This window comes from Nostoc sp. LEGE 12447 (assembly GCF_015206985.1).
GTDB lineage: Bacteria > Cyanobacteriota > Cyanobacteriia > Cyanobacteriales > Nostocaceae > Nostoc.
This window is the reverse complement of sequence record NZ_JADEXT010000017.1, coordinates 121,571-147,296: the sequence shown is the minus strand read 5'-3', so window position 1 is coordinate 147,296 and position 25,726 is coordinate 121,571. Positions and strand designations below refer to the sequence as shown.

General features: G+C 43.2%; 25 protein-coding genes. 14 read left to right on the top strand and 11 right to left on the bottom strand.

The features are described 5' to 3' along the window. Positions 1 to 450: 450 nt before the first annotated feature. The 8 genes from IQ274_RS18770 (at position 451) to IQ274_RS18735 (ending at position 7,741) form a co-directional block, all read left to right on the top strand. A complete protein-coding gene (locus IQ274_RS18770; RefSeq protein ID WP_163928557.1) occupies positions 451 to 870 on the top strand; it encodes a cupin domain-containing protein in 420 nt (139 codons plus the stop codon). Between the two features lie 228 nt (positions 871 to 1,098). After that, on the top strand, positions 1,099 to 1,428 hold the full coding sequence (locus IQ274_RS18765) for a HesB/IscA family protein (RefSeq protein ID WP_163928522.1): 330 nt from the start codon (positions 1,099 to 1,101) through the stop codon (positions 1,426 to 1,428). A gap of 125 nt (positions 1,429 to 1,553) precedes the next feature. Further along, positions 1,554 to 1,937 (top strand): 30S ribosomal protein S12, encoded by a 384-nt coding sequence (gene rpsL, locus IQ274_RS18760; RefSeq protein ID WP_012410236.1) that lies wholly within the window; start codon positions 1,554 to 1,556, stop codon positions 1,935 to 1,937. A gap of 527 nt (positions 1,938 to 2,464) precedes the next feature. After that, positions 2,465 to 2,935, top strand: a complete 471-nt coding sequence (gene rpsG, locus IQ274_RS18755; RefSeq protein ID WP_012410237.1) for a 30S ribosomal protein S7 — start codon at positions 2,465 to 2,467, stop codon at positions 2,933 to 2,935. Positions 2,936 to 3,073: 138 nt separating this feature from the next. Continuing rightward, on the top strand, positions 3,074 to 5,152 hold the full coding sequence (gene fusA / locus IQ274_RS18750; RefSeq protein ID WP_163928523.1) for an elongation factor G: 2,079 nt from the start codon (positions 3,074 to 3,076) through the stop codon (positions 5,150 to 5,152). A 23-nt stretch (positions 5,153 to 5,175) separates the two neighbouring features. Then, a complete protein-coding gene (tuf, locus tag IQ274_RS18745; RefSeq protein ID WP_100899834.1) occupies positions 5,176 to 6,405 on the top strand; it encodes an elongation factor Tu in 1,230 nt (409 codons plus the stop codon). A gap of 179 nt (positions 6,406 to 6,584) precedes the next feature. Next, a complete protein-coding gene (gene rpsJ / locus IQ274_RS18740) occupies positions 6,585 to 6,902 on the top strand; it encodes a 30S ribosomal protein S10 (protein WP_008232935.1) in 318 nt (105 codons plus the stop codon). Positions 6,903 to 7,093: 191 nt separating this feature from the next. After that, complete coding sequence (locus tag IQ274_RS18735) at positions 7,094 to 7,741, top strand: LON peptidase substrate-binding domain-containing protein (protein WP_114081149.1); 648 nt, start codon at positions 7,094 to 7,096, stop codon at positions 7,739 to 7,741. Between the two features lie 92 nt (positions 7,742 to 7,833). On the opposite strand, the gene pheA is transcribed toward IQ274_RS18735, so the two are convergent. Next, the gene (gene pheA / locus IQ274_RS18730) at positions 7,834 to 8,709 is read right to left on the bottom strand and encodes a prephenate dehydratase (protein ID WP_194143082.1); all 876 of its coding nucleotides are present in this window, start codon (positions 8,707 to 8,709) and stop codon (positions 7,834 to 7,836) included. A 627-nt stretch (positions 8,710 to 9,336) separates the two neighbouring features. Between pheA and IQ274_RS18725 the strand changes: the two genes are divergently transcribed. Then, positions 9,337 to 9,924, top strand: a complete 588-nt coding sequence (locus tag IQ274_RS18725; protein WP_194143081.1) for a DUF1997 domain-containing protein — start codon at positions 9,337 to 9,339, stop codon at positions 9,922 to 9,924. 8 nt (positions 9,925 to 9,932) lie between these two features. On the opposite strand, the gene IQ274_RS18720 is transcribed toward IQ274_RS18725, so the two are convergent. The 4 genes from IQ274_RS18720 to IQ274_RS18705 all read right to left on the bottom strand — a co-directional run bounded on the left by IQ274_RS18720 (position 9,933) and on the right by IQ274_RS18705 (position 16,727). Then, entirely contained in the window at positions 9,933 to 10,589 is a 657-nt protein-coding gene (locus IQ274_RS18720) for a ribonuclease HII (protein ID WP_194143080.1), read from the bottom strand. Positions 10,590 to 10,597: 8 nt separating this feature from the next. After that, complete coding sequence (locus tag IQ274_RS18715) at positions 10,598 to 12,757, bottom strand: Rne/Rng family ribonuclease (RefSeq protein ID WP_163928527.1); 2,160 nt, start codon at positions 12,755 to 12,757, stop codon at positions 10,598 to 10,600. Positions 12,758 to 13,612: 855 nt separating this feature from the next. Continuing rightward, positions 13,613 to 16,270 carry a TIGR03960 family B12-binding radical SAM protein gene (locus IQ274_RS18710; protein ID WP_194143079.1) on the bottom strand — a complete coding sequence of 886 codons (2,658 nt, stop codon included), beginning with the start codon at positions 16,268 to 16,270 and terminating at the stop codon, positions 13,613 to 13,615. Positions 16,271 to 16,397: 127 nt separating this feature from the next. Continuing rightward, the gene (locus tag IQ274_RS18705) at positions 16,398 to 16,727 is read right to left on the bottom strand and encodes an STAS domain-containing protein (RefSeq protein WP_163928529.1); all 330 of its coding nucleotides are present in this window, start codon (positions 16,725 to 16,727) and stop codon (positions 16,398 to 16,400) included. A 471-nt stretch (positions 16,728 to 17,198) separates the two neighbouring features. Between IQ274_RS18705 and IQ274_RS18700 the strand changes: the two genes are divergently transcribed. Then, positions 17,199 to 17,402 (top strand): hypothetical protein, encoded by a 204-nt coding sequence (locus tag IQ274_RS18700; RefSeq protein WP_094331166.1) that lies wholly within the window; start codon positions 17,199 to 17,201, stop codon positions 17,400 to 17,402. Between the two features lie 370 nt (positions 17,403 to 17,772). Here the strand turns inward: IQ274_RS18700 and IQ274_RS18695 are convergent, their stop codons facing one another. Then, a complete protein-coding gene (locus IQ274_RS18695; protein WP_012410248.1) occupies positions 17,773 to 18,117 on the bottom strand; it encodes a hypothetical protein in 345 nt (114 codons plus the stop codon). A 282-nt stretch (positions 18,118 to 18,399) separates the two neighbouring features. Between IQ274_RS18695 and clpS the strand changes: the two genes are divergently transcribed. Both clpS and IQ274_RS18685 read left to right on the top strand, forming a co-directional pair. Next, on the top strand, positions 18,400 to 18,681 hold the full coding sequence (gene clpS / locus IQ274_RS18690) for an ATP-dependent Clp protease adapter ClpS (RefSeq protein ID WP_114081141.1): 282 nt from the start codon (positions 18,400 to 18,402) through the stop codon (positions 18,679 to 18,681). Between the two features lie 79 nt (positions 18,682 to 18,760). Continuing rightward, positions 18,761 to 19,594, top strand: coding sequence for a CPBP family intramembrane glutamic endopeptidase (locus IQ274_RS18685; RefSeq protein ID WP_163928530.1), 834 nt, complete (start codon positions 18,761 to 18,763; stop codon positions 19,592 to 19,594). An 84-nt stretch (positions 19,595 to 19,678) separates the two neighbouring features. On the opposite strand, the gene IQ274_RS37420 is transcribed toward IQ274_RS18685, so the two are convergent. The 5 genes from IQ274_RS37420 to IQ274_RS18660 all read right to left on the bottom strand — a co-directional run bounded on the left by IQ274_RS37420 (position 19,679) and on the right by IQ274_RS18660 (position 24,037). Then, positions 19,679 to 19,804, bottom strand: a complete 126-nt coding sequence (locus IQ274_RS37420; RefSeq protein ID WP_265578555.1) for a hypothetical protein — start codon at positions 19,802 to 19,804, stop codon at positions 19,679 to 19,681. Between the two features lie 256 nt (positions 19,805 to 20,060). After that, positions 20,061 to 20,264, bottom strand: coding sequence for a hypothetical protein (locus IQ274_RS18675; RefSeq protein WP_163928531.1), 204 nt, complete (start codon positions 20,262 to 20,264; stop codon positions 20,061 to 20,063). Positions 20,265 to 20,334: 70 nt separating this feature from the next. Beyond that, positions 20,335 to 20,973, bottom strand: coding sequence for a pentapeptide repeat-containing protein (locus IQ274_RS18670; RefSeq protein WP_163928532.1), 639 nt, complete (start codon positions 20,971 to 20,973; stop codon positions 20,335 to 20,337). After that, positions 20,970 to 22,367 carry a DICT sensory domain-containing protein gene (locus tag IQ274_RS18665; protein WP_194143078.1) on the bottom strand — a complete coding sequence of 466 codons (1,398 nt, stop codon included), beginning with the start codon at positions 22,365 to 22,367 and terminating at the stop codon, positions 20,970 to 20,972. The genes IQ274_RS18670 and IQ274_RS18665 overlap by 4 nt, the downstream gene beginning before the upstream one ends. A 77-nt stretch (positions 22,368 to 22,444) precedes the next feature. Then, the gene (locus IQ274_RS18660) at positions 22,445 to 24,037 is read right to left on the bottom strand and encodes a photosystem II high light acclimation radical SAM protein (protein ID WP_194143077.1); all 1,593 of its coding nucleotides are present in this window, start codon (positions 24,035 to 24,037) and stop codon (positions 22,445 to 22,447) included. Between the two features lie 575 nt (positions 24,038 to 24,612). On the opposite strand from IQ274_RS18660, the gene IQ274_RS18655 reads away from it, so the two are divergent. Both IQ274_RS18655 and IQ274_RS18650 read left to right on the top strand, forming a co-directional pair. Next, on the top strand, positions 24,613 to 24,993 hold the full coding sequence (locus IQ274_RS18655) for a DUF1830 domain-containing protein (protein WP_163928535.1): 381 nt from the start codon (positions 24,613 to 24,615) through the stop codon (positions 24,991 to 24,993). A gap of 183 nt (positions 24,994 to 25,176) precedes the next feature. Next, the gene (locus tag IQ274_RS18650) at positions 25,177 to 25,638 is read left to right on the top strand and encodes a DUF4079 domain-containing protein (protein ID WP_163928536.1); all 462 of its coding nucleotides are present in this window, start codon (positions 25,177 to 25,179) and stop codon (positions 25,636 to 25,638) included. The last annotated feature ends 88 nt before the right edge of the window (positions 25,639 to 25,726 follow it).

The window sequence follows — 25,726 nt, the reverse complement described above, 5'->3', positions numbered from 1 at the left end:
GGTTAACTTGATGGCTGGTTTAGCTGCTTACACCTATTTGCCCAAAAAACCGTCGATTGATATTTACCCAAAAGATTTGCCTGCTCTACCTCCTGCCATTTTTTAGTTCCGTCGAACTCACGTTAATCAGGGATTAAAGAGTAGGGAGTAAGGGAGCAAGGGAAAAGAGTTTTGTCCTCAGCAAGAGCAACACCCCGCCCCTTTGCCTCTTTTCAATTCCCAATGCCCCATCTTTTTTTAAAGTTTAGAACAAGCTGCTGCTTTGCTTAATGAAGACTTAGTGTAAACCTAAGAGTTTTAATAGTGATGGTTTACACCATCAGGTTTGATTTTGTTATGTTTATCAAGGTGCGACAAAATTGCTGATTTTCAACGTTGCAACATAGCGCCAGATTTCTTATCAATAGTTAAGAGTACAGACGGTTTGTTATGTCTTCAAATGAGGTAATTATGGCTCGATATCAAGAAACTACACAGACTGACACTCCACACCTACCTTCAACTATCACTTCCAGAGGCGTTGCTGCAACTGAGTTACGTCCTTGGGGTGCTTTTACAGTTTTGGAAGAAGGGCGCGGATACAAAATTAAGCGCATCGAAGTTAAGCCCGGACACCGCCTCAGTTTACAGATGCACCACCACCGCAGCGAACACTGGATTGTTGTCTCAGGTACAGCTAGAGTAACTTGTGGCGAGAAAGAAGTATTACTGAGCAATAATGAGTCAACTTATGTACCTCAATGTACATCTCATCGTTTAGAAAATCCTGGCGTGATTACCTTAGTGTTAATTGAAGTGCAAAATGGCGAATACTTGGGAGAGGATGACATTATCCGCTACCAAGATGACTATGCCCGAACTAAGGACTAAAGCTCTAATCTAAAAACTGAATACATTTTTGTGCCAATCGTCTTTGCGAACCACTGCACCCCAGAAGTCCCTACCTAGTTAAGGTGGGGACTGAAGTTTGTTGTGCTATAAATGTAGTAATAGCGATCGCGCTCATGGCTTCGGTAATTTGGGATTTTCGAGAAGCAAGAGTTAACCCATCTGTCTGTAAAATGAAAATGGGGTATCCAATTGCAAAAAACGAGTTCCATGATTCATCTGAGTCAAGCAGCCGCGAGTGAAATTGGGCGAATAAAGTCCAAGCAGCAGCCAAATGTCTTGTTTCGATTGGCAGTAAAACCAGGTGGCTGTTCTGGGTTATTTTATGATATGTCCTTCGATGAAACGATAAAAGTTGGCGACCAGGTTTTCAACTTGGACGAAATTCAAGTACTCATAGATGCTACAAGCTTAAATTACCTCAACGGTTTGAGGGTAGATTATTCAGAAGACTTAATGGGTGGTGGTTTTCGCTTCCACAATCCCCAAGCGATCGCAACCTGTGGCTGTGGCAATTCTTTTTTGACAAGCAATCAATAGTCCTTAATTAGCGATCGTTTGCTAATAACAAAGGAAAAATTACAATTGACATAAAACACTAAAAAACGATATAATCAGGATTTGTTAAAACTTAGACATATAAGCAGCTTTACGCGCTGTAACTCATGCCAACAATACAGCAGCTAATACGTAATGAGCGCGAGCAAGCGCGTCAGAAAACCAAGTCCCCGGCTCTGAAACAATGCCCTCAACGTCGAGGAGTTTGTACCAGAGTATACACGACCACACCCAAGAAGCCTAACTCAGCTCTACGCAAAGTAGCAAGAGTCAGACTGACATCTGGATTTGAAGTCACAGCTTACATTCCAGGTATTGGTCACAACTTACAAGAACACTCAGTTGTGATGATTCGTGGTGGTCGGGTTAAGGATCTACCAGGCGTGAGATACCACATTATCCGTGGCACCCTAGATACAGCCGGAGTTAAAGACCGTAAACAAGGGCGTTCCAAGTATGGAACCAAGCGTCCGAAAGAAGCGAAAAAATAGGATTAGGCGATTAATCGCACCCAACACGGTTAATCGTCTATCTTACGAAGCGCCCAAGGACAAAAAACTATCAGGGTATGTGTTCTAAGAGCAGTTATGAAAGCTGCTCAGTCTGTTAAAAAAAATCAAGCAAGCTACACCTACACTAAGCGAGCAAGTGTAGAAGTTCTGAGGAGAATGCTGTAACCCACAGCAGAATTCTAATCTGGACATTAAGGTTTAGAATCTTGTCACCTTAAGTATTTAATTGCAGGTAGCAAGTCAATGAATTTTAGATTTTAGATTTGCAATTTTGGATTGGTCGAACCCACAAGGGGATGAGGCTTACAGACTTTTGATTTTTTCCAATCCTTGTGGTCGGAACGTCTACCAAAAACTCTAATCCAAAATTGGCAGTCAATAGGTCAGCCTTGCTGCAACAGTCGAAAACAAAATTGAAAAAGTCTGAGGGTTGGGTTCCACAGCTTTTAGTTTCCGGTGTCTGATAGCATATAATTTCGTTGCCAATTCCGAATTAAAGGTGAAGTATGTCTCGTCGTGGTGTTATTCAAAGGCGCCCAGTTCCGTCTGACTCTGTATATAACAGTCGCCTTGTGAGCATGATTATCAGGCGGATCATGCGTCATGGCAAGAAATCACTTGCCGCACGAATTGTTTATGAAGCATTGAAAACTATTGAGGAACGCACTGGTAATGGTGCTTTAGAAACCTTTGAAAGAGCAGTGCGAAATGCCACACCTTTAGTAGAGGTGAAAGCTAGGCGAGTAGGTGGAGCAACCTACCAAGTACCAATGGAAGTGCGTTCAGAACGGGGCACTACCTTAGCACTGCGTTGGTTAGTGCAATATTCCCGGTCTAGACCAGGCCGGACAATGGCAAGCAAATTGGCAAATGAGTTAATGGATGCTGCTAACGAAACTGGCAATGCTATTCGGAAACGCGAAGAAACGCACCGGATGGCGGAAGCTAACAAAGCATTTGCCCACTATCGTTATTAAGTAGAAAAGCGATATATCGCCTTGCCGAAGCGGTATATCGTGGATTTACAAAAAAAAGACGGTTTTCCGTAAAAGTATAGAATCTTAACAAAGAGTAATATACAAGATATCATGAGGCAAAAACTATAGGAGGTAGCTGTGGCACGCACGATCCCGCTAGAGAAAGTACGCAACATTGGTATTGCGGCGCATATAGATGCGGGCAAAACAACAACAACAGAGAGAATATTATTTTACTCTGGGATAATTCATAAAATTGGCGAAGTTCATGAAGGAACTGCCGTCACAGACTGGATGGAGCAAGAGCGGGAGCGGGGAATTACCATTACTGCTGCTGCTATTAGTACCAGTTGGAAAGATCATCAAATTAACATTATCGATACTCCAGGTCACGTAGACTTCACAATTGAAGTTGAACGTTCCATGCGCGTGTTGGATGGTGTAATCGCAGTATTTTGTTCTGTGGGCGGCGTGCAACCGCAGTCTGAGACAGTGTGGCGACAAGCAGAACGCTACAAAGTTCCTCGGATAGCCTTTATCAACAAGATGGATCGCACCGGAGCGAACTTTTATAAAGTTCATGACCAAATTCGCGATCGCCTGCGGGCGAATGCGATCGCTATTCAACTACCAATTGGTAGTGAGAATGACTTCCAAGGTATCGTTGACCTAGTAAGGCAGCGTGCGTACATTTACGCCAATGACCAAGGAACGGATATCCAGGAAACCGATATCCCGGAAGAATTGCAAGCGCAGGCAGACGAATTCCGCACCAAGCTCATAGAAGCCGCGGCAGAAACCGACGATGCTTTAATGACTAAGTACTTCGAGGGCGAAGAACTTACAGAACAGGAAATTAAGACTGCTCTGCGTAAAGGCACAATTGCGGGCACAATTGTACCAGTACTTTGCGGTTCAGCATTTAAAAACAAAGGCGTGCAGTTAATGCTGGATGCCGTTGTAGATTACCTGCCAGCGCCAAGTGAAGTACCGCCAATTCAAGGCTTACTGCCCAATGGCGATACTATTGAGCGACGGGCTGATGACAATGAACCCCTAGCAGCTCTGGCATTCAAGATTATGGCTGACCCTTACGGTCGCCTGACATTTGTTCGCGTTTATTCTGGTGTCCTGAAAAAGGGCAGCTACGTTCTCAACGCTAGTAAGAATAAAAAAGAACGGATTTCCCGCTTAGTTCTCATGAAGGCAGACGATCGGCAAGATGTCGATGAATTGCGAGCTGGTGATTTGGGAGCAGCTCTGGGTTTAAAAGACACCTTAACAGGTGACACGCTCTGTGATGATGGATCACCAGTAATTCTGGAATCCCTATTCATTCCTGAGCCCGTGATCTCGGTGGCGGTTGAACCCAAAACCAAGAACGATATGGACAAATTGTCCAAAGCTCTGCAATCTCTCTCAGAAGAAGACCCCACCTTTCGTGTTCGCGTCGATCCCGAAACAAACCAGACCGTGATAGCGGGAATGGGAGAGCTACACCTAGAAATTCTAGTAGACCGGATGTTACGAGAATTCAAGGTGGAAGCGAATGTAGGTGCGCCACAAGTAGCTTACCGAGAAACAATTCGGAAAGCTGTGAACAAAGTTGAGGGCAAATTCATCCGCCAAAGTGGTGGTAAAGGTCAATACGGTCACGTTGTGATCAATTTGGAGCCTGGAGAACCCGGTACTGGCTTTGAATTCGTTTCCAAAATTGCTGGCGGTACAGTACCTAAAGAGTACGTTGGGCCCGCAGAACAAGGGATGAAAGAAAGTTGTGAATCCGGTGTTCTAGCTGGATATCCATTGATTGATGTTAAAGCGACGCTAATTGATGGGTCATACCACGATGTAGACTCTTCAGAAATGGCTTTTAAAATCGCTGGCTCAATGGCGATGAAAGAGGCTGTACTGAAAGCTTCACCTGTCATCTTAGAGCCTATGATGAAAGTTGAAGTTGAAGTTCCTGAAGACTATATGGGGAACGTCATTGGCGACCTCAACACCCGCCGAGGGCAGATTGAAAGCCAAAGCACCGAAAAGGGACTCGCTAAGGTAACATCCAAAGTTCCACTGGCGAGTATGTTTGGCTACGCCACTGATATCCGGTCAAAAACGCAAGGTCGGGGTACCTTCACGATGGAGTTCAGCCACTACGAAGAGGTGCCTCGCAGCGTAGCTGAAACTATCATTGCAAAAAGCAAAGGGAACGCTTAGTTAAAATAAGGAAATGAGCATTCATGGCACGTGCAAAGTTTGAAAGAAATAAGCCCCACATCAATATCGGTACAGTTGGCCACGTTGACCACGGTAAAACTACCTTGACAGCAGCCATTACCATGACCTTGGCAGCTATGGGTCAGGCTGTAGCTAAGGGCTACGACCAAATTGATAATGCCCCAGAAGAAAAGGCACGGGGTATTACCATTAATACCGCTCACGTAGAGTATGAGACTGCAAGTCGGCACTATGCTCACGTAGACTGTCCAGGACACGCTGACTATGTGAAAAACATGATCACCGGTGCTGCCCAGATGGACGGAGGTATCCTCGTAGTTGCTGCTACCGATGGTCCTATGCCCCAAACCCGCGAACACATCCTGTTGGCAAAACAGGTAGGCGTTCCCAGTCTGGTTGTCTTCTTGAACAAAGAAGATTTGATGGATGACCCAGAACTCTTAGAACTAGTAGAACTAGAACTGAGAGAACTGCTTTCCAGCTACGATTTCCCTGGTGACGACATCCCCATTATCAAAGGATCTGGTCTGCAAGCTCTAGAAGCAATGACCAAAAATCCTAAGACCCAACGCGGTGAAAATCCTTGGGTAGACAAAATCTACGAATTGATGGATGCTGTAGATTCTTACATCCCCACTCCTGAGCGGGATGTTGATAAACCCTTCCTGATGGCTGTAGAAGACGTGTTCTCAATTACAGGTCGTGGTACTGTCGCCACCGGTCGGATTGAGCGGGGTGTAGTCAAAGTTGGCGATAACGTTGAACTAGTGGGTATCAGAGATACTCGCGCCACTACCGTAACTGGGATTGAGATGTTCAAGAAGAGTCTCGACCAAGGTATGGCTGGGGATAACGCTGGCGTACTACTCCGGGGTATCCAGAAGGCTGATATTGAACGGGGTATGGTCATCGCCAAACCTGGTTCGATTAAACCTCACAATGAATTTGAAGGTGAGGTGTATGTCTTAACAGAAAAAGAAGGTGGTCGTAAGACTCCATTTTTCGCTGGCTACCGTCCCCAGTTCTACGTGCGGACAACTGATGTAACTGGTACCATCAAAGCCTACACCTCCGATGAAGGCAAAGAAGTAGAAATGGTGATGCCAGGCGATCGCATCAAGATGACAGTAGAATTGATCAACGCGATCGCGATTGAACAAGGAATGCGCTTCGCTATCCGCGAAGGTGGACGCACCATAGGTGCTGGTGTCGTCTCCAAAATTATCAAGTAGCACCTTTTTGCTCATAACAAAGGAGCAGAGATGGTATGATTCCTCTCTGCTCCTTTCTCTTCCCTCTATAAATAAGGTAATAGGTTACAGGGGACAGGTAATAGTTTTCTGTAACCTTTACCCTGTAACCTTTAACCTGTAAATAATCCCCTAATTACGCAGAACCTGGAAAATTAAAGATGGCAACTCTACAGCAGCAGAAAATTAGAATTCGCTTACAGGCTTTTGACCGACGCTTATTAGATACATCTTGCGAGAAGATTGTAGACACAGCTAACCGCACCAACGCTACAGCCATAGGCCCAATTCCTTTACCCACAAAACGCCGGATCTATTGTGTGCTGCGATCGCCTCACGTAGATAAAGATTCACGGGAACACTTTGAAACCCGTACCCATCGCCGGATTATTGACATTTACCAGCCCTCTTCTAAGACTATAGATGCTCTGATGAAATTGGATCTACCATCGGGTGTGGATATTGAAGTCAAACTTTAATTAGTCATTAGTCATTAGTACTCAGACAAAGGACAAAAGACAAATCAAATTAGTATGAATTTTTACATAGCCCTGAAGAAATATATCTCAGGGCTTTTATTTAGCTAGGAAACAAATGATAGAATATAGACAAAATACGGGAAAAGCAGAGAAAAAGAAATTTTAAAGATTAAGTTTATACCAAGGTAACAATGACATCATCTTCTAAAATTGCAGTTCGTGAACTACCTCTGTTCCCGTTACCCGAAGTAGTTCTGTTTCCTACTAGACCATTACCTTTACACATCTTTGAATTTCGCTACCGAATCATGATGAACACGATTTTGGAGAGCGATCGCAGGTTTGGTGTTTTGATGTTCGATCCAGTCAAAGGTACAATTGCAAACACTGGTTGCTGTGCAGAAATCGTTCATCACCAACGGCTGCCAGATGATCGAATCAAGATGTTGACATTAGGGCAGCAAAGATTTCGTGTATTAGAGTATGTTCGTGAAAAGCCATATCGCGTTGGCTTAGTTGAGTGGATTGAAGACCAACCACCAACAAAAGATTTGCATCCTTTGTCAACTGAAGTAGAACAACTACTGCGAGATGTTGTGCGTCTATCAGGTAAATTAACCGAACAAAATATCGAACTGCCAGAAGATTTGCCCGATCTACCAACAGAACTATCTTATTGGGTAGCCAGTAATCTTTATGGTGTCGCCGCAGAGCAACAGTTATTGCTAGAAATGCAAGATACTGCAACGCGTCTAGAGCGGGAAGCAGAAATTTTAACTTCTACTCGTAATCATTTGGCAGCTCGCGCTGTTCTCAAAGACACCTTTAACGAAAAGTGAGAAGTGAGGAGTTTAGGAGTTAGGAAAAATAACAAAAAATACAAGATCGACAACTTATAATTTATATTGCCTAACTGATAACTCCTAACTTCTCAAGTAAAAGCGCTGATCGGCAAAACATTGTAAGCGCCAAGAATTTTTAAAATCTCTGTGTGGATAGTTAATTCTGCTAAAGCATATTGCATTTGTGCTTCCTTGACATCTGCTTCTAAATCCATGAAAAACAAATATTCGCCTAGTGATCGCTTCGTCGGACGAGATTCAATCCGGCTGAGGTTAATTCCTAGTTGAGCAAAGATTTGCAAAGGTTTGACTAATGCTCCGGGTGTGTTAGCAGGCATACTAAAAGCTAGCGATGTGTGACTGGTAGGCACTTTTGATGTCTGGTATCCAGCATTTGCTTCACCCTGACTTACTACCCAAAAACGAGTACAGTTTTCTGGATAGTCGTTAATACCAGTGGCAAGTATCGGTAAGTTGTAGAGTTGAGCGGCTCTACTAGAAGCGATCGCTGCTGTTGTTGTTTCTTGCTCCAATCGCTGTAGTGCTTCGGTTGTAGAATTGCTGGGAATAATCTGTACAGTCGGGAGAAACCGCTCTAACCATCCCTGACATTGTGCCAAAGCTTGCGGGTGAGAGTAAACAGTTTTAATCTTATCTAAACCAGAGGCGCAGGAAATTAAGGTATGGACAATGGGTAATACCAAAGCCAACTGAATTCGCAACCTGTCTAACTGCCACAGTGTATCCAGTGTTGTGGTAACACTCCCTTCAATAGAATTTTCTACTGGCACAACAGCCAGGTGAGCTTGACCATCAGCAACGGCGTGCAGTGACTGTGAGATGGTGGGATAGGGAGATAACGTAGCTTCATCTCCCATACTTTTAGTCAACCAGTTGACATAAAGAACAGCTGCTTGTTCTGCGTAAGTGCCGGGAGGCCCTAAATGTGCGATCGATAGAGTCATGCCTTTAGCCTTGAGTTGTGACTTTAATGTGTAAACAGAGATTATGATATTTTGGCTTTGACAAATATATTCAATATTTATTATTAGTAAAAACTGTTATCTCTAAAATTTACCCACTAAATGAATAGTCCTGAATATGTATTTAGGAAAACAAATTATGAAAACTAGCCTTCTACCAGATAGATTTTCTGGCAGTTTTTTTGGCGAAATTGCTCTGAAACCTTCAGAGCAATTATGTTAGTTTTTCACCAAATAAATATTCACATTCTTTACTTTGTGTCAAGAGTTAAATCCTAATCTTAGCCCTTTCAAGGTAACTCGTAAAATCTCTTATTTTTTCTCATCGGTCTCTGTGCCTCTGCGGTTTAAAAGTATTTTTTTTAACCACATAGACGCAAATGGCACAGAGTATAGAGCTTAAAGAGGAATTTATTGACCAAAATTTTTACCCACCTTGAAAGGGCTAATCCTAATCTATATTTCTTAAACTAAAGATAGTAATGAGCGTACCAAATTTTTGCTAATGCTGTATAGCTGATAAGCAACTCTAATTTTGCTCTTTTCTAATAATCAGATTTAAGTTGTTAAAAAATATTAAAATTAAGAGACAGATATTTTTATCCGCTCATGGCTACCCGGTTTACTGCCTCCCAATCGGTTGAAATCGCTGTTCCAGAGCAGCCTATTCACATTCAGCACTACTTGCGTCAGCCTCAACGTCTGGTTAAGGCTTTGGCTGACAACACCCGAACTCAGCAGCTTTCTGAGGAAGTATTTCGCTTGAAAATGCGTCCGCTCACTTTTATGTCATTAAGCATTCAACCGACTGTAGACATGAGAGTTTGGGCAGAATCAAATGGAATAATTTATTTGCGATCGCTAGGCTGTGAAATATTGGGTTTCGAGTATATTAACCAGCGCTTTGCCCTTAATTTAAAAGGGCATTTGTCTCCCAAAGAGTTTAGTACTGGCACTCGTCTGCAAGGAAGGGCTGATTTAGAAGTGCTGGTGGATTTACCACCGCCATTTTCCTTTACTCCTAAGCCAATTTTAGAAGCTACTGGTAATGGTTTGCTCAAAAGCGTACTGTTGTCGGTTAGGCAAAGGTTATTAAATCAACTTTTGACTGATTATCGCTACTGGGTGATATCACAAACTAAAGATAGAAGATTTGACAGTGACAGCACCGAATTGCCAATCTTGAATGCTGAGTAATCATTTAATCACTCAGCGTTCAGTACTTTGATTTGGCAAGGACGAAAAGACTGACGATGTAGGGGCGATGGCCCGTATTGTTGCAGAGCCAGCACATGCCGTTGGCTACCATAGCCCTTGTTACGCTCTAGGTTGTACATAGGGTATTTCAATGCTAGACGCAGTACCAAATCATCACGCCAAACCTTGGCAACAATACTAGCAGAGGCAATAGCGAGCGATCGCTCATCTCCCTTAACTATTGTTTGTTGTGGCAATAGCAAGTCTTTGATTGACTGATTGCCATCAACCAAGCAGATTGCAGGCTGTACCTTTAACTTCAGTACAGCCCGCTTCATTGCTAATAGTGTCGCTTGCAAAATATTTATCTTGTCAATTTCGGCAGTAGAAGCAAACCCAATTTTCCAGTCTATAGCCAGCCCACAAATTTGCTGTGCTAGCTGAGTTCTCCGAGAACTAGACAACTTTTTACTGTCTTTAATTTTAGCTGCCATCAGTATTGGCAAAGCATGATCTGGTAGGATCACTGCTGCCGCTACCACCGGGCCAAATAGAGCGCCTCGCCCTACTTCATCCACACCTGCAACCAATCCTGGAATCCCTGACAAGGTAGAAAACTCCAGCCAATTGGATTGTTCCAAGGGCGTTGGTGATGTTTCTACCATAAAGCAAATTAATTATCCTCGATCGCTGAGGAACGACGGCGGCGACGGCGGCTAGCAGTGGCGGCGCTGTTCGCATCGCTTTCATCTGCGATCGCATTGGCGGCGCTGCTTGAATCACTTTCATCTGCGATCGCTTTGACGGAGGCTTTTGCAGACAAGCTTTCAGAAGGATTGGCAGTCAACTCAGATGGTTCAGCTGTCTCTTCTATTAAAGATTTTTGTTCTGGCTCAATAACTTTTGGTATTGGTGACTTGGTTGCAACTACTTCAGGTGGTACTTTTTGGGCAATAGGTGATTCTGAGAGAGATTCAGTGGGAGTTGTTCGCACTTGACCAGGCTGAATCACGTTAATAATCACAGATTTGGTATTCTTAACCTCTTGCTCTAACTTCACCAAGGGAGATATTCCCATCAAGGCAAACATATCCTGTTCCTGGAGGCTCATTTCTACAGTTCTAATCTCCGGTGGTTCTACCACTGGTTTAACTGGTTCTGGCTTGATAACTTTAGCACGCTCTACAGTGCGCTCTACTCTTTCATTCCAACCTGGTTTACCAAGGGTGGGTGAGGGAATTTCTGGTGTAACTCCTAATTCTGGTTCTATATCAAGGTCTAAATCTGGCTCGTTGACAAAAGCTAATGGATTGGCAATAACCCGAGATTCATCTTTCCCATTTAACCCATTAATGCCAATTCGACTACGGCGAGTACGGGTACGACGCTTATTATCATTCAGTTCTTGATAACTAGGATGATTAATCAGATTTAAGTTAGTCGATTCCGAGTCGCCGTCAAATGCTTCCCCAAACCCGTCGTATGTTTCTCGTGGTTCCGGGACGCGGGCGGATGGCTGACGTGGTTCTCGGTGAGGTAGGGATACAAAACGCTCACGTTCTGGTGTTTCTGCTGGTATTGGTAATCGGTTTTCAAGTTCTCCAGGCAGACGCACAGTATGCCCTAAACCGCCACAGGTGGGACAAGTTTCACCAAACAATTCGTAAATATTTTGACCCTGACGTTTGCGGGTCAGTTCTACTAAACCCAGTTCCGTAAGTTGAGCAATCTGGGGACGAGCTTTGTCTGCTTTGAGTCCTTTATTAAAGTGTTCGAGAACTTGCAGTTGGTCACGTCGGGATTCCATATCAATGAAATCAACGACAATCACTCCGGCAATATTCCGCAGACGCAACTGGCGAGCAATTTCTGTTGCAGCTTCACAGTTTGTCCACAAAACTGTTTCTCTGGCTGTCGCCGATCGCGTGAAGGAACCTGAGTTAACATCAATTACGGTTAAAGCCTCCGTTGGCTCAATGATGATGTAACCGCCAGAAGGTAGGTCTACTCTTGGTTTCAGAGCTTCTCGAATAGCAGCACTGATGCGGAAGTACTCTAAAATTGGGGAGCGATCGCGGTGATGGTCAATCAACAATCCTTGCGGTGTTTGACCGCCACTCCAATTCTGCAAGTACTGCTTCACGCGCTTCAAACCAGTACTGGAATCTACGACAATCCGATTGACATCCGCGCCGTACATATCCCGCAATACGCGCTGGATAAAGTCATCGTCTCGGTTGAGTAGTGCTGGGGCACGGGTAGAATGCGCTTCCTGCTGAATCGCCTCCCATTGCTTTTGCAGCAACTCCAAATCTTCCATAATCGCTTCTTCTGGTTTGCCTTCGGCTTCTGTACGCACGAGCAAACCCATTCCCGCCGGTTTTACCAAAATCGCTAGTGCCCGTAAGCGGTTGCGCTCACTTTCACTTTTAATTCGTCGGGATAAATTTACGCCCCTACCATAAGGCATTAGTACTACGTAGCGTCCAGGTAAGGTGATATTACCCGTGAGCCTGGGCCCTTTTGTTCCCGTTGGCTCTTTCATTACTTGCACCAAAACTTTCTGCTGTGGTGCTAATAGTTCTGTAATGGCTGCTGCGGTACGCTTTAGCTTCAATGGCCCCAAGTCGGTGACGTGAATAAAACCGTTGCGCTCTGGGTCGCCAATATTCACAAAAGCCGCATCTATCCCAGGCAATACGTTTTCTACTACTCCTAAGTAGATATCACCTATTTGATGATGACCGGTAGCAACAACGAGTTCCTGTATTTGATCTTCGGAAAAGACAGCAGCAATTTGGTGCTGCTCCGCGATGATAATTTGTTTTGGCATTCAATTTCCTCAAAAATTGGCAGCACCAATAGGTCTGGAGGTTTGTTATACCTTTGTTGCCCTTGCAACCCTCAAAAGGCGCTACTGATGATAAAAATCGCAAACCTGATGTTCTAAGTTAAATAGCTATTGGCGCTCTTAAGAGCGTTTTCGCGGCGGATTATTCCAGAACGGCTGCATGTTTAAGCAATTAAATCAACCATCTATGGTTGATTTGCAATGCAATACTCTCAATGAAGAGAGTTCTGAGTTGAAAGTTATAAATCCTGAGTGAGTTTTTAACTCAGGAAGCTTTTTTTGAGAGTAACCTACTGAAGTCGTTAAGAAAAAGAAACTATTTCTATTTTCCATTCCCTGGATTTATTCTTAGGGTTATACTCAGCAACGCCAGCTGCTACCCTACTTTTAAGCCGCGCTTTGCGCGTCTCGTGAACGTCTGCAAATCGGCTTAACCTACAGCAGTTGTTTACCCTACGGTAACACCAAGGGCGAACAACTCTAGAAGAGTAACGCACTAGCTCTTGGGCAATACTGTGGATTAGACATTCAGCAGTTGTTGGAAAAAAAGTATGGATTTAGAGAAGCTAACCGAGCCTGCTGTTAGTTACTGATTCACAAGTTAGCTATAAAGAGAGAGTGTGTTCTTTAATCTGCCTCAGTTTGTCTGGGATAAAATCCTAGAAGTTGCACTCTAATATCTTTGCTTTCGCCCCCTGAACACCAGGGTAGTGAACCAGCTAATTCAATGCAGCGCCAGAAAAATTCTCTTCACCCCATTCTAACGCAACCTTGCTAAAAATCAATTCCGACGATGTAACATGTTAGGACAACTACTAGCAAGCTGCCCTACAGGGATTATACCGCTAAAATTAGCCGATTGCGGTGGATGTGCAGGAGTTGAAATTCTCCACTACCCACTATCCCTAGCATAAACAGGATTTGTTCAGGACGCAATAGAAAACCATCTTGGCGATAGCTACCTACATAACGGATAACAGATATAGATTCTGCAATGCCTTTGTGGGTTTCTACTAATTCCAGTTCAAATAAGCGATCGCGCAGATTTATTAACTGGCTCTTGCCTGACTTTGTTGTATGCTCGTACCAAAGCTCATCTTTTGCTTTGATGGTATCGATCCAGTTTTGCCATTGTATAGGTGTTGTTTCTTCAAGTGCTGCTACGGTAATTAAATATTCTGCGGTTTCTAGCAGTTGAGTAGCTGCTGGAGTTTTTAAATCTATCTGCTCCACATTATATACAGGTATGTCTGTGGGCATTTCCCGAACCAATTCTTTTCGAAAAGTCTCGATATCCACTGGTACAGTTAACTCAAAATCCGCAATTTCACCGCTACTAGTAGCGCCTAGAGCCAAAGCAGTTGCTACAGAAATTCGCGGCATTGGATGAAACCCACCAGTGAAAGCAATAGGCAAGCCTGCTCGCCGCACAACTCGGTCAAACAGACGGATTAAATCTAGGTGGCTTACCAAAGCCATATTACCCTGTTTTCCAAACCAAACTCGGAGTCGTTGAGCCTTGGTTGTGTTGGGAACAAACTCGCCAGCGAATTGTGGGATAACAGGTGGTGCAATCACGATGTTATGGCCAAAGTCGGTTCCACATACGCCACAGTGAGAACAACCTTCAAAAGAGCAGTCCGGTACAATTGCGGCTGCTAAGGCACGTTGCAAGTCTTCTTTGAGCCAGTTTTTATCAATCCCGGTATCAATATGATCCCAAGGTAGGGGAGTATCTAGAGAGTGAGGACTGAGGAATTGGACATTTTCCGCATCTGGCGATTTGTTCTGCTCTTGTGCGTGAAACAAATTCCATTCGCCATTTTCTACTTGGCGGTATTTCCAATCTAGATCGGCCCCGGCGATCGCATCTCCCCAAGCGCTAAAAGCCTGATCTAAATTTTCATACCAGGAATCCATCCCTGCACCCAATTCCCAGGCGCGGCGGACTACTTTGCTCAAATTGCGATCGCCTCGTCCCACAAAATCTTCCATTGCCGAAATGCGGATATCGGTAAAATTTACCTTCATTCCCTTCATCCGGCGGAATTCTTGCCGCAACAGGTTTTGTTTGCGCTTAAATTCAGTGGTAGAAACTGAGTGCCACTGGAATGGTGTATGCGGCTTAGGCGTAAAGTTAGAAATTGTTAGGTTAAAGTTCAGGGGTTTTCTGCCTTTACCCCGACATTCTCGCTGTAGCCAGCTGACTGTTTCCGCAATGCCCAAAACATCAACATCCGTCTCACCCGGCAAGCCAATCATAAAATACAACTTGATTTTATCCCAGCCTTGCTCCCAAGCGGTTTTTACGCCCCGCAACAATTCTTCATTCGTCAAACCTTTATTTACGATGTCTCGCATCCGCTGAGTTCCAGCTTCTGGAGCAAAAGTTAGTCCGCCTTGCCGTGTACCTCCCAGGATATTGGCAATATTCTCATCAAATCTGTCTACCCGTTGGCTTGGTAGAGTCAGAGAAATATTTTCATTTTTTAAGCGATTTTTGATTTCCATCCCCACTGCTGGTAGGGATAAATAATCAGAACAGCTCAGAGATAATAGGGAAAACTCATTGTAACCAGTTGCCAGCATTCCCTGTTCAATTGCTTCTACAACCTTATCGGGTTCTACATCCCGTGCTGGCCGAGTCAGCATTCCTGGTTGACAGAAGCGACAGCCACGAGTGCAACCACGCCGAATTTCAATCGTCAAACGGTCATGCACCGTTTCTACATAAGGAACTAGCCCAATGGAATATGCTGGTATGGGGGTTGCCACCCGTCGCAGAATTCGTTTTGGTACGTCAGAGCGACGAGGGTGAACTGAGCCATCCTCTGCCATGTCGTAAAACTGAGGGACATATACGCCTGGTATCTGTGCCAAATCCAGTAATATATCTTCCCGACTCAATCCTGCTTGTTTGCCTTCTTCCAATACCAAACCAATTTCTGGCAGCAGTTCCTCTCCATCCCCAAGGGCGATAAAGTCGAAAAAGTCAGCGTAAGGCTCAGGATTCGATGTTGCTGTTTGCCCACCAGCAAAAATTAACGGAAACTGGGATTGGAGATTCGTTAGTTCTCCCCCTGCTTGTTGCCGTTCTCTCCACGTCAATGGAATTCCAGCCAGATCCAACATTTCTAGGATATTAGTTGCACCCAGTTCGTAACTGAGGCTAAAGCCTAAGATGTCGAATTCTGTAAGCGATCGCTTTGACTCTACCGCAAACAATGGCGTATTAGTTTCGCGTAGTTTGGCTGCCAGGTCTTTTCCTGGGAGGTAGGCGCGATCGCACAATTGACGCGGTTGGGCATTCAAGATGTTGTATAGGATAATGTGCCCTAAATTAGATGCACCGACTTCATATACTTCCGGGTAGGTTAAGACCCAGCGTATTGCTGTCTTATCCCAAGCTTTGTGTACTGCTAAACGCTCATTGCCAAGGTAACGCCCTGGTTTTAAAATATCCGATGTTATTAATTTCTCAACTGCAACAGCCACTGTGCTATCTTCTAGCTACCTTAATTACAGCTACCCAAACCAAACTTTAGCATTGAATTAGGTCTTCTAACATAATTTATCGTTGTAACTTATAACTCCTTTACATAAAGTTCGCGTTTTAACTGGTTTATATTGGGGCCAATTCAACTTCACCATCCAATATTTCAAATACTCTATCGAGTTGCGTTAGTTCAAAAATAATTCTAATTGACGGAGCAACAGCACAAAGTTGAAAACCCCTTCCTAAACTCAGAGCCAGCTTGTGTATAGATAACAATGCCATCAACCCCGCGCTGTCTAATGATTCTACTGCTGCGAGGTCTAGTACCAAGATGGAAATAACATTTTGTGTCAACGCTGTGGTCATATCTCGTTCAAATTCCAAGGCGTTTGTAGCATTCAAACACCCTTGGGGGCGAATAACTGCAATTTTGGGATAGTTAAGCACTGCTTGCATAGTTACATCCTATTGAGAATTATTGAAGCGTCACGCTAAGGATTATTTGAACATAAACTCTATTTTGTTGCATCGACCATACGTCTTAGCTCTCTTTGCTGAATCTTTATTTCTTTAGTATCTCTGTTTAAAGATTGTTATAATTCCAGGTTAAAATGTGTTTATATATACTTTTTTTTTATCTCAGTTCAAAAACAATCAACATAGACAGCCATAGAGCAAACAAATAATCAGTAACTATGCTGATAAAAGTTGCTTAGTCTATAACTCAAGCTAATTTAGCCAAGTCTTAACGGTAAGTTAAATCTCCCACTTTAGCGTTGCTGATGGCATACGCCAGAGTCATAGCGAATTATCTATCTAACTAATTAAATGTGATCTATATCACAAATAAATTAGTATTTAGATCGCTCTTTATACTAAGAGTTTTCTGGGATAATTAGTATCATATTACAGTTGGATGTATTACTTATGAGAACTAAGTACGCTATTCGTAAATTGGTAGAAAAAGCTCTTGACATTAAAAAGCTAACTCCGGAGATAGAAAATGAAATCAATTCAGAACTGACAGAACTGGGTTATATTTCTGACGTTGACTACGAAGCTCTGGAATTATTAATGTCGGAGATGGATGCTGGTAGAATTAAGTTGGTTCCCAGCTTCGGATATTCCTAACTGCTTATGCATAGAGGTATATTAAGTAAATTTGATGAATACTGAAGTAATCAAAATTCCAAGTTGAAAAACAAGTTTTAGTAAAGGCAGGTGGGATAATAAGAGCGATATTATTGTTTGTATTTTTCTCTGAGGTTGATTATTTAAATAACTAGAATGGCGTAAACCGTGCTAATAACCCTCCACATTATTGTGCATTCGGAGTAAATCGCTATGTAGTTCGCTAAACGCCGAGAAAAAATTCCTCCCTTTCTGTTTGCTGAAATTGTTTACAAGCAGAATGAACTCGTTGCGAAGGGAGTTGATATCATCAGTATGGTTGTTGGCACTCCAGATAAACTAACTTCTAGTCATATCCTTTGCCCCATGCCTATTGATATGCTGACCATAGTTGATGAATAAATTGATTAAGTTGCTGCTTGGCGGCTGAGTCAGGCTCAGTTTTCGGTTCTTTTGCTAAAACTTGACTCAAGAAGGTAATCACTTCTGTGTCTAATGCTGGTCGAAATAAATTTGCAGGCCAAAGTAAGTCAGACGCATCTCGCAAATCAGTAATTAGCGGCGATTCTTGAATCAAAGTAACCATTAGTAAAGGACGCACCCAGCACAACTGGCGGGAAACTACAAATTGAATGACTTCTGCATACAGATTTCTGTCGCCATGCTCTAAAGACACAATTTGTCCTGGTTGAAGAAAATCTAGGCTAATGTCCATGATTATGGAGTTGGGGCAGGGGCAAGGATTATTTTGCAATTTCCTTAATTTTAAAGATGAAAATGCGCTACGTTTAAGGAAGCTTCTGTAAGATTAGGGTAGCACTCTGACGGCAACTATGTCTGAGACATCTGCTTTACAAGTGGCTACGCAAAACTAAGTAGAGCGGTTTTTCTAGCATAGTATCTGAACAGAAATACTATAGAATAGGTAAATAACTGTTAAGCGATCGCTACACAGACACTTTGTAGTAGTGAATCAAAAAGAAAAGAGCAAAGAGCCGTGTCAGTTGAAACTATTGAAAAGCCTTCCACAATTCGTAAGCTAGCGCCTCGGTATCGCGTTTTGCTCCATAACGATGACTATAACTCTATGGAGCATGTTGTGCAGTCACTAATAGCCACTGTACCAAGCCTTACCCAACCCCAGGCGGTTAGCATCATGATGGAAGCCCATACTAACGGGCTAGCTTTAGTCATTACTTGCGCTCTGGAACACGCTGAGTTCTATTGCGAAACATTGATAAGTCACGGTTTAAGTAGCACGATTGAACCTGACGAATAGTCATTGGTCATTTGTCATTTGTCATTGGTCATTTGTCGAAAATTAAAGTATTGACTAGTGATTAGTGACTTAATCTAGTATGAAAAAAAACTTTGTCCGTCTAGCTGAACGCCCTGCCCCTATCAGGCTGGGTTGTTTTATTTTGACTTTATTGTTGCTATGGTTGCCATTGGCTACACCAATATACTTACTAGTGCATGATTCAAACTTAGAAAGTATATTGACATTGGTATTGTTATATGCAGTATTTATTTTTCTCCTGAGACTATGGGGTAAATATGTCTACCAACAGTCCCAAATTCTGCGGCATTATGGCTTAGAATTCACGCGACAAAACGGTGTGGATTTGCTGCGTGGTTTGGCTATGGGGATAATTAATCTTCTGATACTTTTTGGGGTAGAAAGTTTATTGGGTTGGTTGGTGTGGCAACAACCGAAAGTTTTTTTGCTGAAAGTTATTTTAGAGGGTTTACTTGTTGGTTTGGGCATCGGATTTGCTGAGGAATTGTTATTCCGAGGCTGGTTGCTAGATGAATTACAACGAGATTACAGTCCGCGTGTCGCACTGTGGACAGATGCAACTGCCTTTGCTACATTGCATTTTATTAAACCCTTGGAGGCAATTATTCATACACTGCCACAATTTCCAGCTTTAGTACTGCTGGGGTTAACGCAGGTATGGGGAAAGCGTTGGCGAAGGGGACGCTTGGGTTTACCAATTGGTTTGCATGGTGGTTTAGTTTGGGGCTACTACATTATTAATGTTGGGGAATTAGTGAAATATTCTGGTCAAGTTCCTGATTGGGTAACTGGTGTGAATAATAATCCCCTACAAGGAGTGATGGGGGTGTTGTTGATGAGTGTACTAGCTTTGTGGATACGAGGGCGAACTGAGCGATCGCCTCATATATGAAAATAAACGGTGTAGTAAAATGCCCCAATAAGACAACGAAAGTATATTAACGATTTAACTGCTCATAAATCGCAAGTAGGAATGTCACCAAATGGTATTAACACTAGATAGTTGAATTTTGCTATCTCGACTAATCACTGATACTCCCAGATATAAGGTTGTAGCAGCAATAATGCGATCGGGTAAATCTGGTACTTGTGAGCGATTCACTCAGCGCAAAGCTTCAGCTATATGCCTATTAAAAGGAACTTCAAGCAGTACAGCATCAGTTGTGTCAACAGATGCAAGCAGGCGTTCAAGTGTTAGTGGAGAAATACGCCCTTTCTCACTCAAGTAGACAATTTCGGCTAGGGTAATGTAGGAGAAAGCAACTTGATCTCCAGAAGATGCTATTTGGGCTATAGTATTTTGGGCAGTTGTTGATAATCGTGAATCGCCAAAAATGTACTAAATTACTGCATGGGTGTCAGCTACAGCACGCAGCATCAATTTCCTCTGTGGAAGGTGCGTTTCCTAAATCAGCACAGAGTCCCCATAAGGATTGTCGGGGAAAGTTAGAGAGTTTATCTGTTAACTCGCGTTCTATATCAGGAGCAACTTCCTGGATCAAACGTACTTTGTCCACAGTTGAAAGCTGCTTTGCTAGTTTGATAACTTCTTGTAGACTCACAAATTTTTACCTGCTTCATCTGCAAAAATTTTAACAATACCCAAGGATACTGGGCTTTTTGGTGCAATCTTTACGCAAGAGTCTCAACCACAGTACCCACCACACATGCTTTATTCAAATTAACGCCGCTCAAATTTGCACCTTCTAACTCTGCACAGAGTAAATTTGCTCCTGAAAAATTCGCCCCTGCCAAATTCGCCCCTCGCAAATCGGCTTCTTCCAGGTTTGCTTCACTCAATAAAGCCCCTTGTAAATCGGCGCGACTCAAATCTGCACCTTTGAGATTTGCCCCAGTCAGGTTTGCACCGCGCAAATCAGCACCGCGCAAATCAACGCCTTGTAAATTGACGTTCATCAAATTGGCACCACTCAAGAAAGCACCCACCAATGACACATCACTGAGTCTTGCTCCCATCAAGTTAGCGCCACGCAAATTACTACCCCGCAAGTCAGCACCTGTTAAATCTGCTTGCATCAGGTTGGCTCCCATCAAATTCGCCCGCAAGTCAGTTTCTTGGAGGTTGGCTCCCATCAAATTTGCCCCCTCCAAATGCCCACCTTCGAGTTTTGAAGCGGCGAAATTAGTGCCAACAAGGTTAGCACCAGCAAGATTAATACGGCTTAAATCCAGTCGAGAGAGTTCCTCGTCTTCTAAATTTGCCCCTGGAAGTTGTTTGAGTTTTCCTAATCTAATGGCTTCAATATTCATGTAAAGTAACTACCAATCTCCTCACTGATCTTGCTGTGGCTATCCCATTGGGAATCTAGTATCCAGATGCCGGCGCTGACTTTGGGTGTCATGATAGGTAAGTCGAGTCCCTGTTGTAAACCCATAACTAATAAAGTTAAGGTATCTACAAGTTTAGGGTCAAAGCGGTTAGATTGTTGCTGTTTGCACTCATCTAAAGCTTGAGAAAATATCTGTTCCCGGCTTTGATTTGACGATTTTCGCTCATTAACTCGCCACTGAAAGTCTGCCAATAGTGCCAAAATCCTCGACTCTAAGGGAATTTCATCTCCAGCTAAACCTGCTGGTTCCCCTGTACCATCCCACCACTCGCTTTGGTGAGTAATAATTTGGGCAACTGCTCGTAATCTTGGCATAGTTCGCAATACTTGTGCCCCTGGTACTAAGGGACAAGTTAAAGGACAACTGGGAGCATCTTCTTGGTAGCGTGTCGATATACCGCCAGTGAGAACGCTTTCTGCTTTTTGTAGTGGATCTATGCGATGCAACAAAGCCGCCAAGCGCAATCTTTTAATCTGCCAGGCGGGAAGATCCAAAAGCTGCCCGATCGCTTCAGCAAGAACTACTACTTCCGCAGCTGCCATTGGATTGTTGACATCTGCCATATCCATTAGTTGCGCCATTCGCAAAAAGGCTTGGATTTCGTTAGAAACCAAGTTGCGATCTAGGGTTTGTTGGTGAGATGCTGTTGGGATGGATAAATTATCTTGCCCAGTCTGGAGGTAATCTACTACACGAGAGACAACTGCACCTAAATTTTGGGATCTGTCCATTGAAGGGACAATTTGTTGTTTGTCGGCTGTGAGTTTTTGGGCCAGTTCTGGGTTGTATTTTTTGATGTGAGCGATCGCTATTTCTGCTGTCTCTTGGACTAACTCCGGCTCAAATGTCCACAAACCATAGAATTTCCGCTCTAAGTCTGATGTCGGTACTCCAGTGCTGCCATAATCAGCTTCTGATAATTCTTGACAAATTACCATTGCTGTGTATTTAGGCGATAAAATAATTAAGTGCCACTCCTGTTCAACTGGATCGCCTGTATCTAATCCTACTAAGTCTACATTAAGTAGCTGGCTGGTAGGATGTTCAGCAAAGCCAGATTCAGAGGCGGCCATAATGGCAATTTGGCGGCTGCGCTGGGCGATGTCTGCATATCGTTCTGCTTCTTGTAGATACCATTTCCCCTGTTGAAAGGCTGTGATCACTAGGGGTGTACCGTCGTCGGTTAAGATATGGTCTTCGAGAGCATGGCACAGGGCAACTAGGGTATTTTTGTAGTAAACACCGAATCGAATTGGCCTGGTGGTATGGCGATGGGCTGTTTCTAGCTGTTGTAGGATTGAACCTTCTAACATGGGATTTGGTAAAAATAACCGCAGAGGCGCTAAGGACACAGAGAAAGAGAGGGGGAGAAAATCAGAATTCGTGTTTTCTAGGATATACCCGCTAACTGTTTTTCTTTCGTTTCTATTGGTGCGGAAAGTGCTGCTTCTAGGTCGGCACAACCCAGTTTTTCTTCTAAGATTTTCATGACTTCGCGTCCGAAGTCGTTGGGGTTTTGTTGCCAAGCTTGCAAGCAGACTTCACCGAAGAATGAACCAAGGGGTTCGGGATTCCAGAGGAGTTTTTTGGCTGTCCACGGCATCAAACTCATTGGATCATACCCTGGTTTGAGGATGCCTTCTTTGAAGGCGTATTCTTCTAAATGGGTATGAGGTTGCAACCCAATAAAAAAGATAGCAGGTTCGACTTTATCAGCACCAAAAATTCGTTCTAGTTCGCGGTGGTAGGCGATGGTTTGGCGGATGGTTTCGGGACGTTCGTCAATAACGTTAAAGGAGTAGTTGACGGAAACTAAGTCGTTGAAACCAGCTGCTTTTAAGTCACGGCAGTTTTGCAAGACGGTTCGCAGGTTGTACCCCATCCGCATTTTCCGCACGAGTTCTTGAGAACCACTGGTAATCCCGATTTCAAAGTAATTCATCCCGGTTTTCGCCATCAAGTCGCACAATTCGGGTGTCAAATTGTCGGCTCTGATATATGCTGCCCAATGGATATCTGTCATACCAGAATCGACGATTTTTTGCAATAGCTCTATGGCATCGTCGATAAATTTTCGTGCGGGGATAAATTGGGCATCGGTAAACCAAAAGTTGCGAATGCCGCGATCGTATAATTGGCGCATCTCAGCAACTACTTCATCTGCTGGGTTGATGCGTACTTGTTTGCCTTCGACAACCGTATAGACACAATAACAACAGTTGTGGGGACAACCACGTTTAGTTTGCACACCTATATAAAAGTCTTCTTCTTGCAGGTAAAAGTTAAATTCCGGCCAGATGGTTTCGATATAGTCGTAGTTACAAGCTGTTTTTTCTAGTGGGGTGGGTTGTTCGTGAATCAGGCGTTTCCGTGGTTGGGTTTCTCCCGCAACGTAACAACGTTCATCTCGAAAATCTTTGCCACTTAAAAGTTTTTCTAGCAGGGTTTCCCCTTCACCTACAGAAATAATTGTTCCTTGAGGTAAACTTTTACCCAACTGTTCGTAAAATACGCTAACTGCACCACCACCTACAACGACACGGGCATTAGAATTATATTTTTGGGCACGCTTTAAACCGCGTTTGATTAAGCCCTGGTTTCGCCATAACTCTACATAGTAAGCGATGAAGATTCGTAAACCGCCCAATCCGCCACGTAGTTTTAATAGAGGATTCTTAGCGTAGTAAAATTCAAAGGCGTTTTGCAGTGGGTTGCCACCACGTCCGCCAACTGGGGCATAAATTTGAATATCCCGCCAAGAAAATACTAGCAGTGTCGGTTTAAATTCATCGATACAGCGATCCAGAGCAGAATTGTAATCTAAAGGTGGCACTGTTCCTAAATCAAAGATCCTCTGTTCAATATTAGGAAACTGTTTATGGACATGATCGCTCAAGTAGACAACCCCAATAGGAAAGATGGGGTTACAAGGAAGGCGAACGTAAAGAATTCGATTTTCCATCATTTGTGTTTTGACTTCCATCTTGCCAATCTTTGGAGAAAGCGAGAAAAACATCCAATTTTAAAGTATGTGCTTGTTTTATTGGGTTTTAATTATCACAATCGCCCTTGACATTTCACTTGATTGCTGGTAAGGAGAAAATTAATATTAGCAATTGCAGGAAACGCTAAAATTGCTATGCATAAAACATACATAGAATTTATAGATAGGCTTTATGAAGATATTTTTCATATAGCTTTACCATAACATTGAGTTTATTCATTAAGCGATGATCCCAGCCTATTAATCCTGAGATAGATGAAACGGCAAAACTCCCTTACTCGCTAGGCGAAAAGCAAGGGGATCGTCGTCTTATCTGCCCTAAGAGAATTAAAGCTTTGATACCAGGATAAAAATCTTAAAAACTTTTGTATATAGTGTATAATTCCGAAAAAGCAACAAAAAATTACAAAATTTTTATAACTACAAATATATCTTTAGGAAGAAATAATCTCCAAAGACACAGTTGGTATTCACAGTTACAGCAACTGGGGATCAGTGAGTGCTAGGCTTGCCCAGTGTAATGTAAAATTGTGGCGTAAAGCTCCTCAGCAGTTATGGCTCAAATATTAGATCCTCTACCACCAGAGCAATCGGGAAAAATTCTCTGCTGCTACATTAATGCCACGAGCAAAATACAGGTGGCTCGCATCTGCAATATTCCCAACTGGTACTTTGAAAGGGTTGTTTTCCCTGGACAACGTTTAGTTTTTGAAGCTCCACGAAAAGGCCAATTGGAGATTCATACAGGGATGATGGCAAGTGCAATTTTATCCGATAATATTCCGTGCGATCGCCTGATGCTCGAAGAAACCACTACTCATGAGTTTGATACAGACTCATTATCAGAAAAAGACCCTATTAGTACCAAATCATTGGTGCAGCAAATTAATACAAACACTGGAGATAGTATAAAACCCTTACAAGTCGCTCTTTAGGAGCTATTCATTAAAAAAACAATTTGACTCAATTTTGGGGTTGCTGAATTCGGTAGCCCTTTTTATATTGGGCATGGGACATAAATACTTTTCGGGTTTTGGGGACAAGGGAAAAGACTTGTTACACTTTCTCACCTTATCTGCTGATCTCCCCACTGCCCACTCTCATCTACAATCATTCTTATGAATCTGCCTTCATTTCTTTGGTTGTGGAAAATAGCGGCCTGGTCGATGGGTTTGTCCCTGCTGGCATATCTGATGTTAGCAATCACCGGCGTTTTAATGTTTCGAGTGAGAACTTCGCAGGAATTTCCTTTTATTACGCCATTTATGGGCGGAAATAAAGGGGTGCGATCGCTCCACTATACAATGGGCATCAGCATGGTAAGCTTAGTGCTACTATTGCTGGCGATCGGTATTGTTGGCACTTTAGGGCACTTTGGTTCTTTAGGTCACTCCTCACACTTGGTCGCTGGATTGATAGTCGTAGCATTAGTTTTACTGTCTGCTTTCAGTGCCACACAGATTAGCACCAGACGACCTTGGGCTAGACCCTTACATATCGGCATAAATATTATTCTGTTTATAGGATTTGCCTGGGTATCCCTTACTGGTTGGATTGTAGTACAAAAGTATTTACCTTAAAGAATTAGTAATTACGAATTACGTTAGCGTAGCGGGGCGTAGCCCATTACGAATTGTTAAAGTGGCATACCCTATTTCAACAGTCCAG

Excerpts from the sequence above, each read along its gene's own strand:
- IQ274_RS18700 (WP_094331166.1), top strand. The coding sequence starts at position 17,199 with ATGAGAACTAAGTACGCTATTCGTAAATTGGTAGAAAAAGCTCTTGAC.
- IQ274_RS18770 (WP_163928557.1), top strand. The coding sequence starts at position 451 with ATGGCTCGATATCAAGAAACTACACAGACTGACACTCCACACCTACCT.
- tuf (WP_100899834.1), top strand. The coding sequence starts at position 5,176 with ATGGCACGTGCAAAGTTTGAAAGAAATAAGCCCCACATCAATATCGGT.
- IQ274_RS18725 (WP_194143081.1), top strand. The coding sequence starts at position 9,337 with ATGGCTACCCGGTTTACTGCCTCCCAATCGGTTGAAATCGCTGTTCCA.
- IQ274_RS18660 (WP_194143077.1), bottom strand. The coding sequence starts at position 24,037 with ATGGAAGTCAAAACACAAATGATGGAAAATCGAATTCTTTACGTTCGC.
- IQ274_RS18655 (WP_163928535.1), top strand. The coding sequence starts at position 24,613 with ATGGCTCAAATATTAGATCCTCTACCACCAGAGCAATCGGGAAAAATT.
- rpsJ (WP_008232935.1), top strand. The coding sequence starts at position 6,585 with ATGGCAACTCTACAGCAGCAGAAAATTAGAATTCGCTTACAGGCTTTT.
- IQ274_RS18695 (WP_012410248.1), bottom strand. The coding sequence starts at position 18,117 with ATGGACATTAGCCTAGATTTTCTTCAACCAGGACAAATTGTGTCTTTA.
- IQ274_RS18715 (WP_163928527.1), bottom strand. The coding sequence starts at position 12,757 with ATGCCAAAACAAATTATCATCGCGGAGCAGCACCAAATTGCTGCTGTC.
- IQ274_RS18720 (WP_194143080.1), bottom strand. The coding sequence starts at position 10,589 with ATGGTAGAAACATCACCAACGCCCTTGGAACAATCCAATTGGCTGGAG.
- IQ274_RS18735 (WP_114081149.1), top strand. The coding sequence starts at position 7,094 with ATGACATCATCTTCTAAAATTGCAGTTCGTGAACTACCTCTGTTCCCG.
- IQ274_RS18650 (WP_163928536.1), top strand. The coding sequence starts at position 25,177 with ATGAATCTGCCTTCATTTCTTTGGTTGTGGAAAATAGCGGCCTGGTCG.
- IQ274_RS18705 (WP_163928529.1), bottom strand. The coding sequence starts at position 16,727 with ATGCAAGCAGTGCTTAACTATCCCAAAATTGCAGTTATTCGCCCCCAA.
- IQ274_RS18665 (WP_194143078.1), bottom strand. The coding sequence starts at position 22,367 with ATGTTAGAAGGTTCAATCCTACAACAGCTAGAAACAGCCCATCGCCAT.
- rpsG (WP_012410237.1), top strand. The coding sequence starts at position 2,465 with ATGTCTCGTCGTGGTGTTATTCAAAGGCGCCCAGTTCCGTCTGACTCT.
- pheA (WP_194143082.1), bottom strand. The coding sequence starts at position 8,709 with ATGACTCTATCGATCGCACATTTAGGGCCTCCCGGCACTTACGCAGAA.
- IQ274_RS18685 (WP_163928530.1), top strand. The coding sequence starts at position 18,761 with ATGAAAAAAAACTTTGTCCGTCTAGCTGAACGCCCTGCCCCTATCAGG.
- IQ274_RS18670 (WP_163928532.1), bottom strand. The coding sequence starts at position 20,973 with ATGAATATTGAAGCCATTAGATTAGGAAAACTCAAACAACTTCCAGGG.
- rpsL (WP_012410236.1), top strand. The coding sequence starts at position 1,554 with ATGCCAACAATACAGCAGCTAATACGTAATGAGCGCGAGCAAGCGCGT.
- IQ274_RS18765 (WP_163928522.1), top strand. The coding sequence starts at position 1,099 with ATGATTCATCTGAGTCAAGCAGCCGCGAGTGAAATTGGGCGAATAAAG.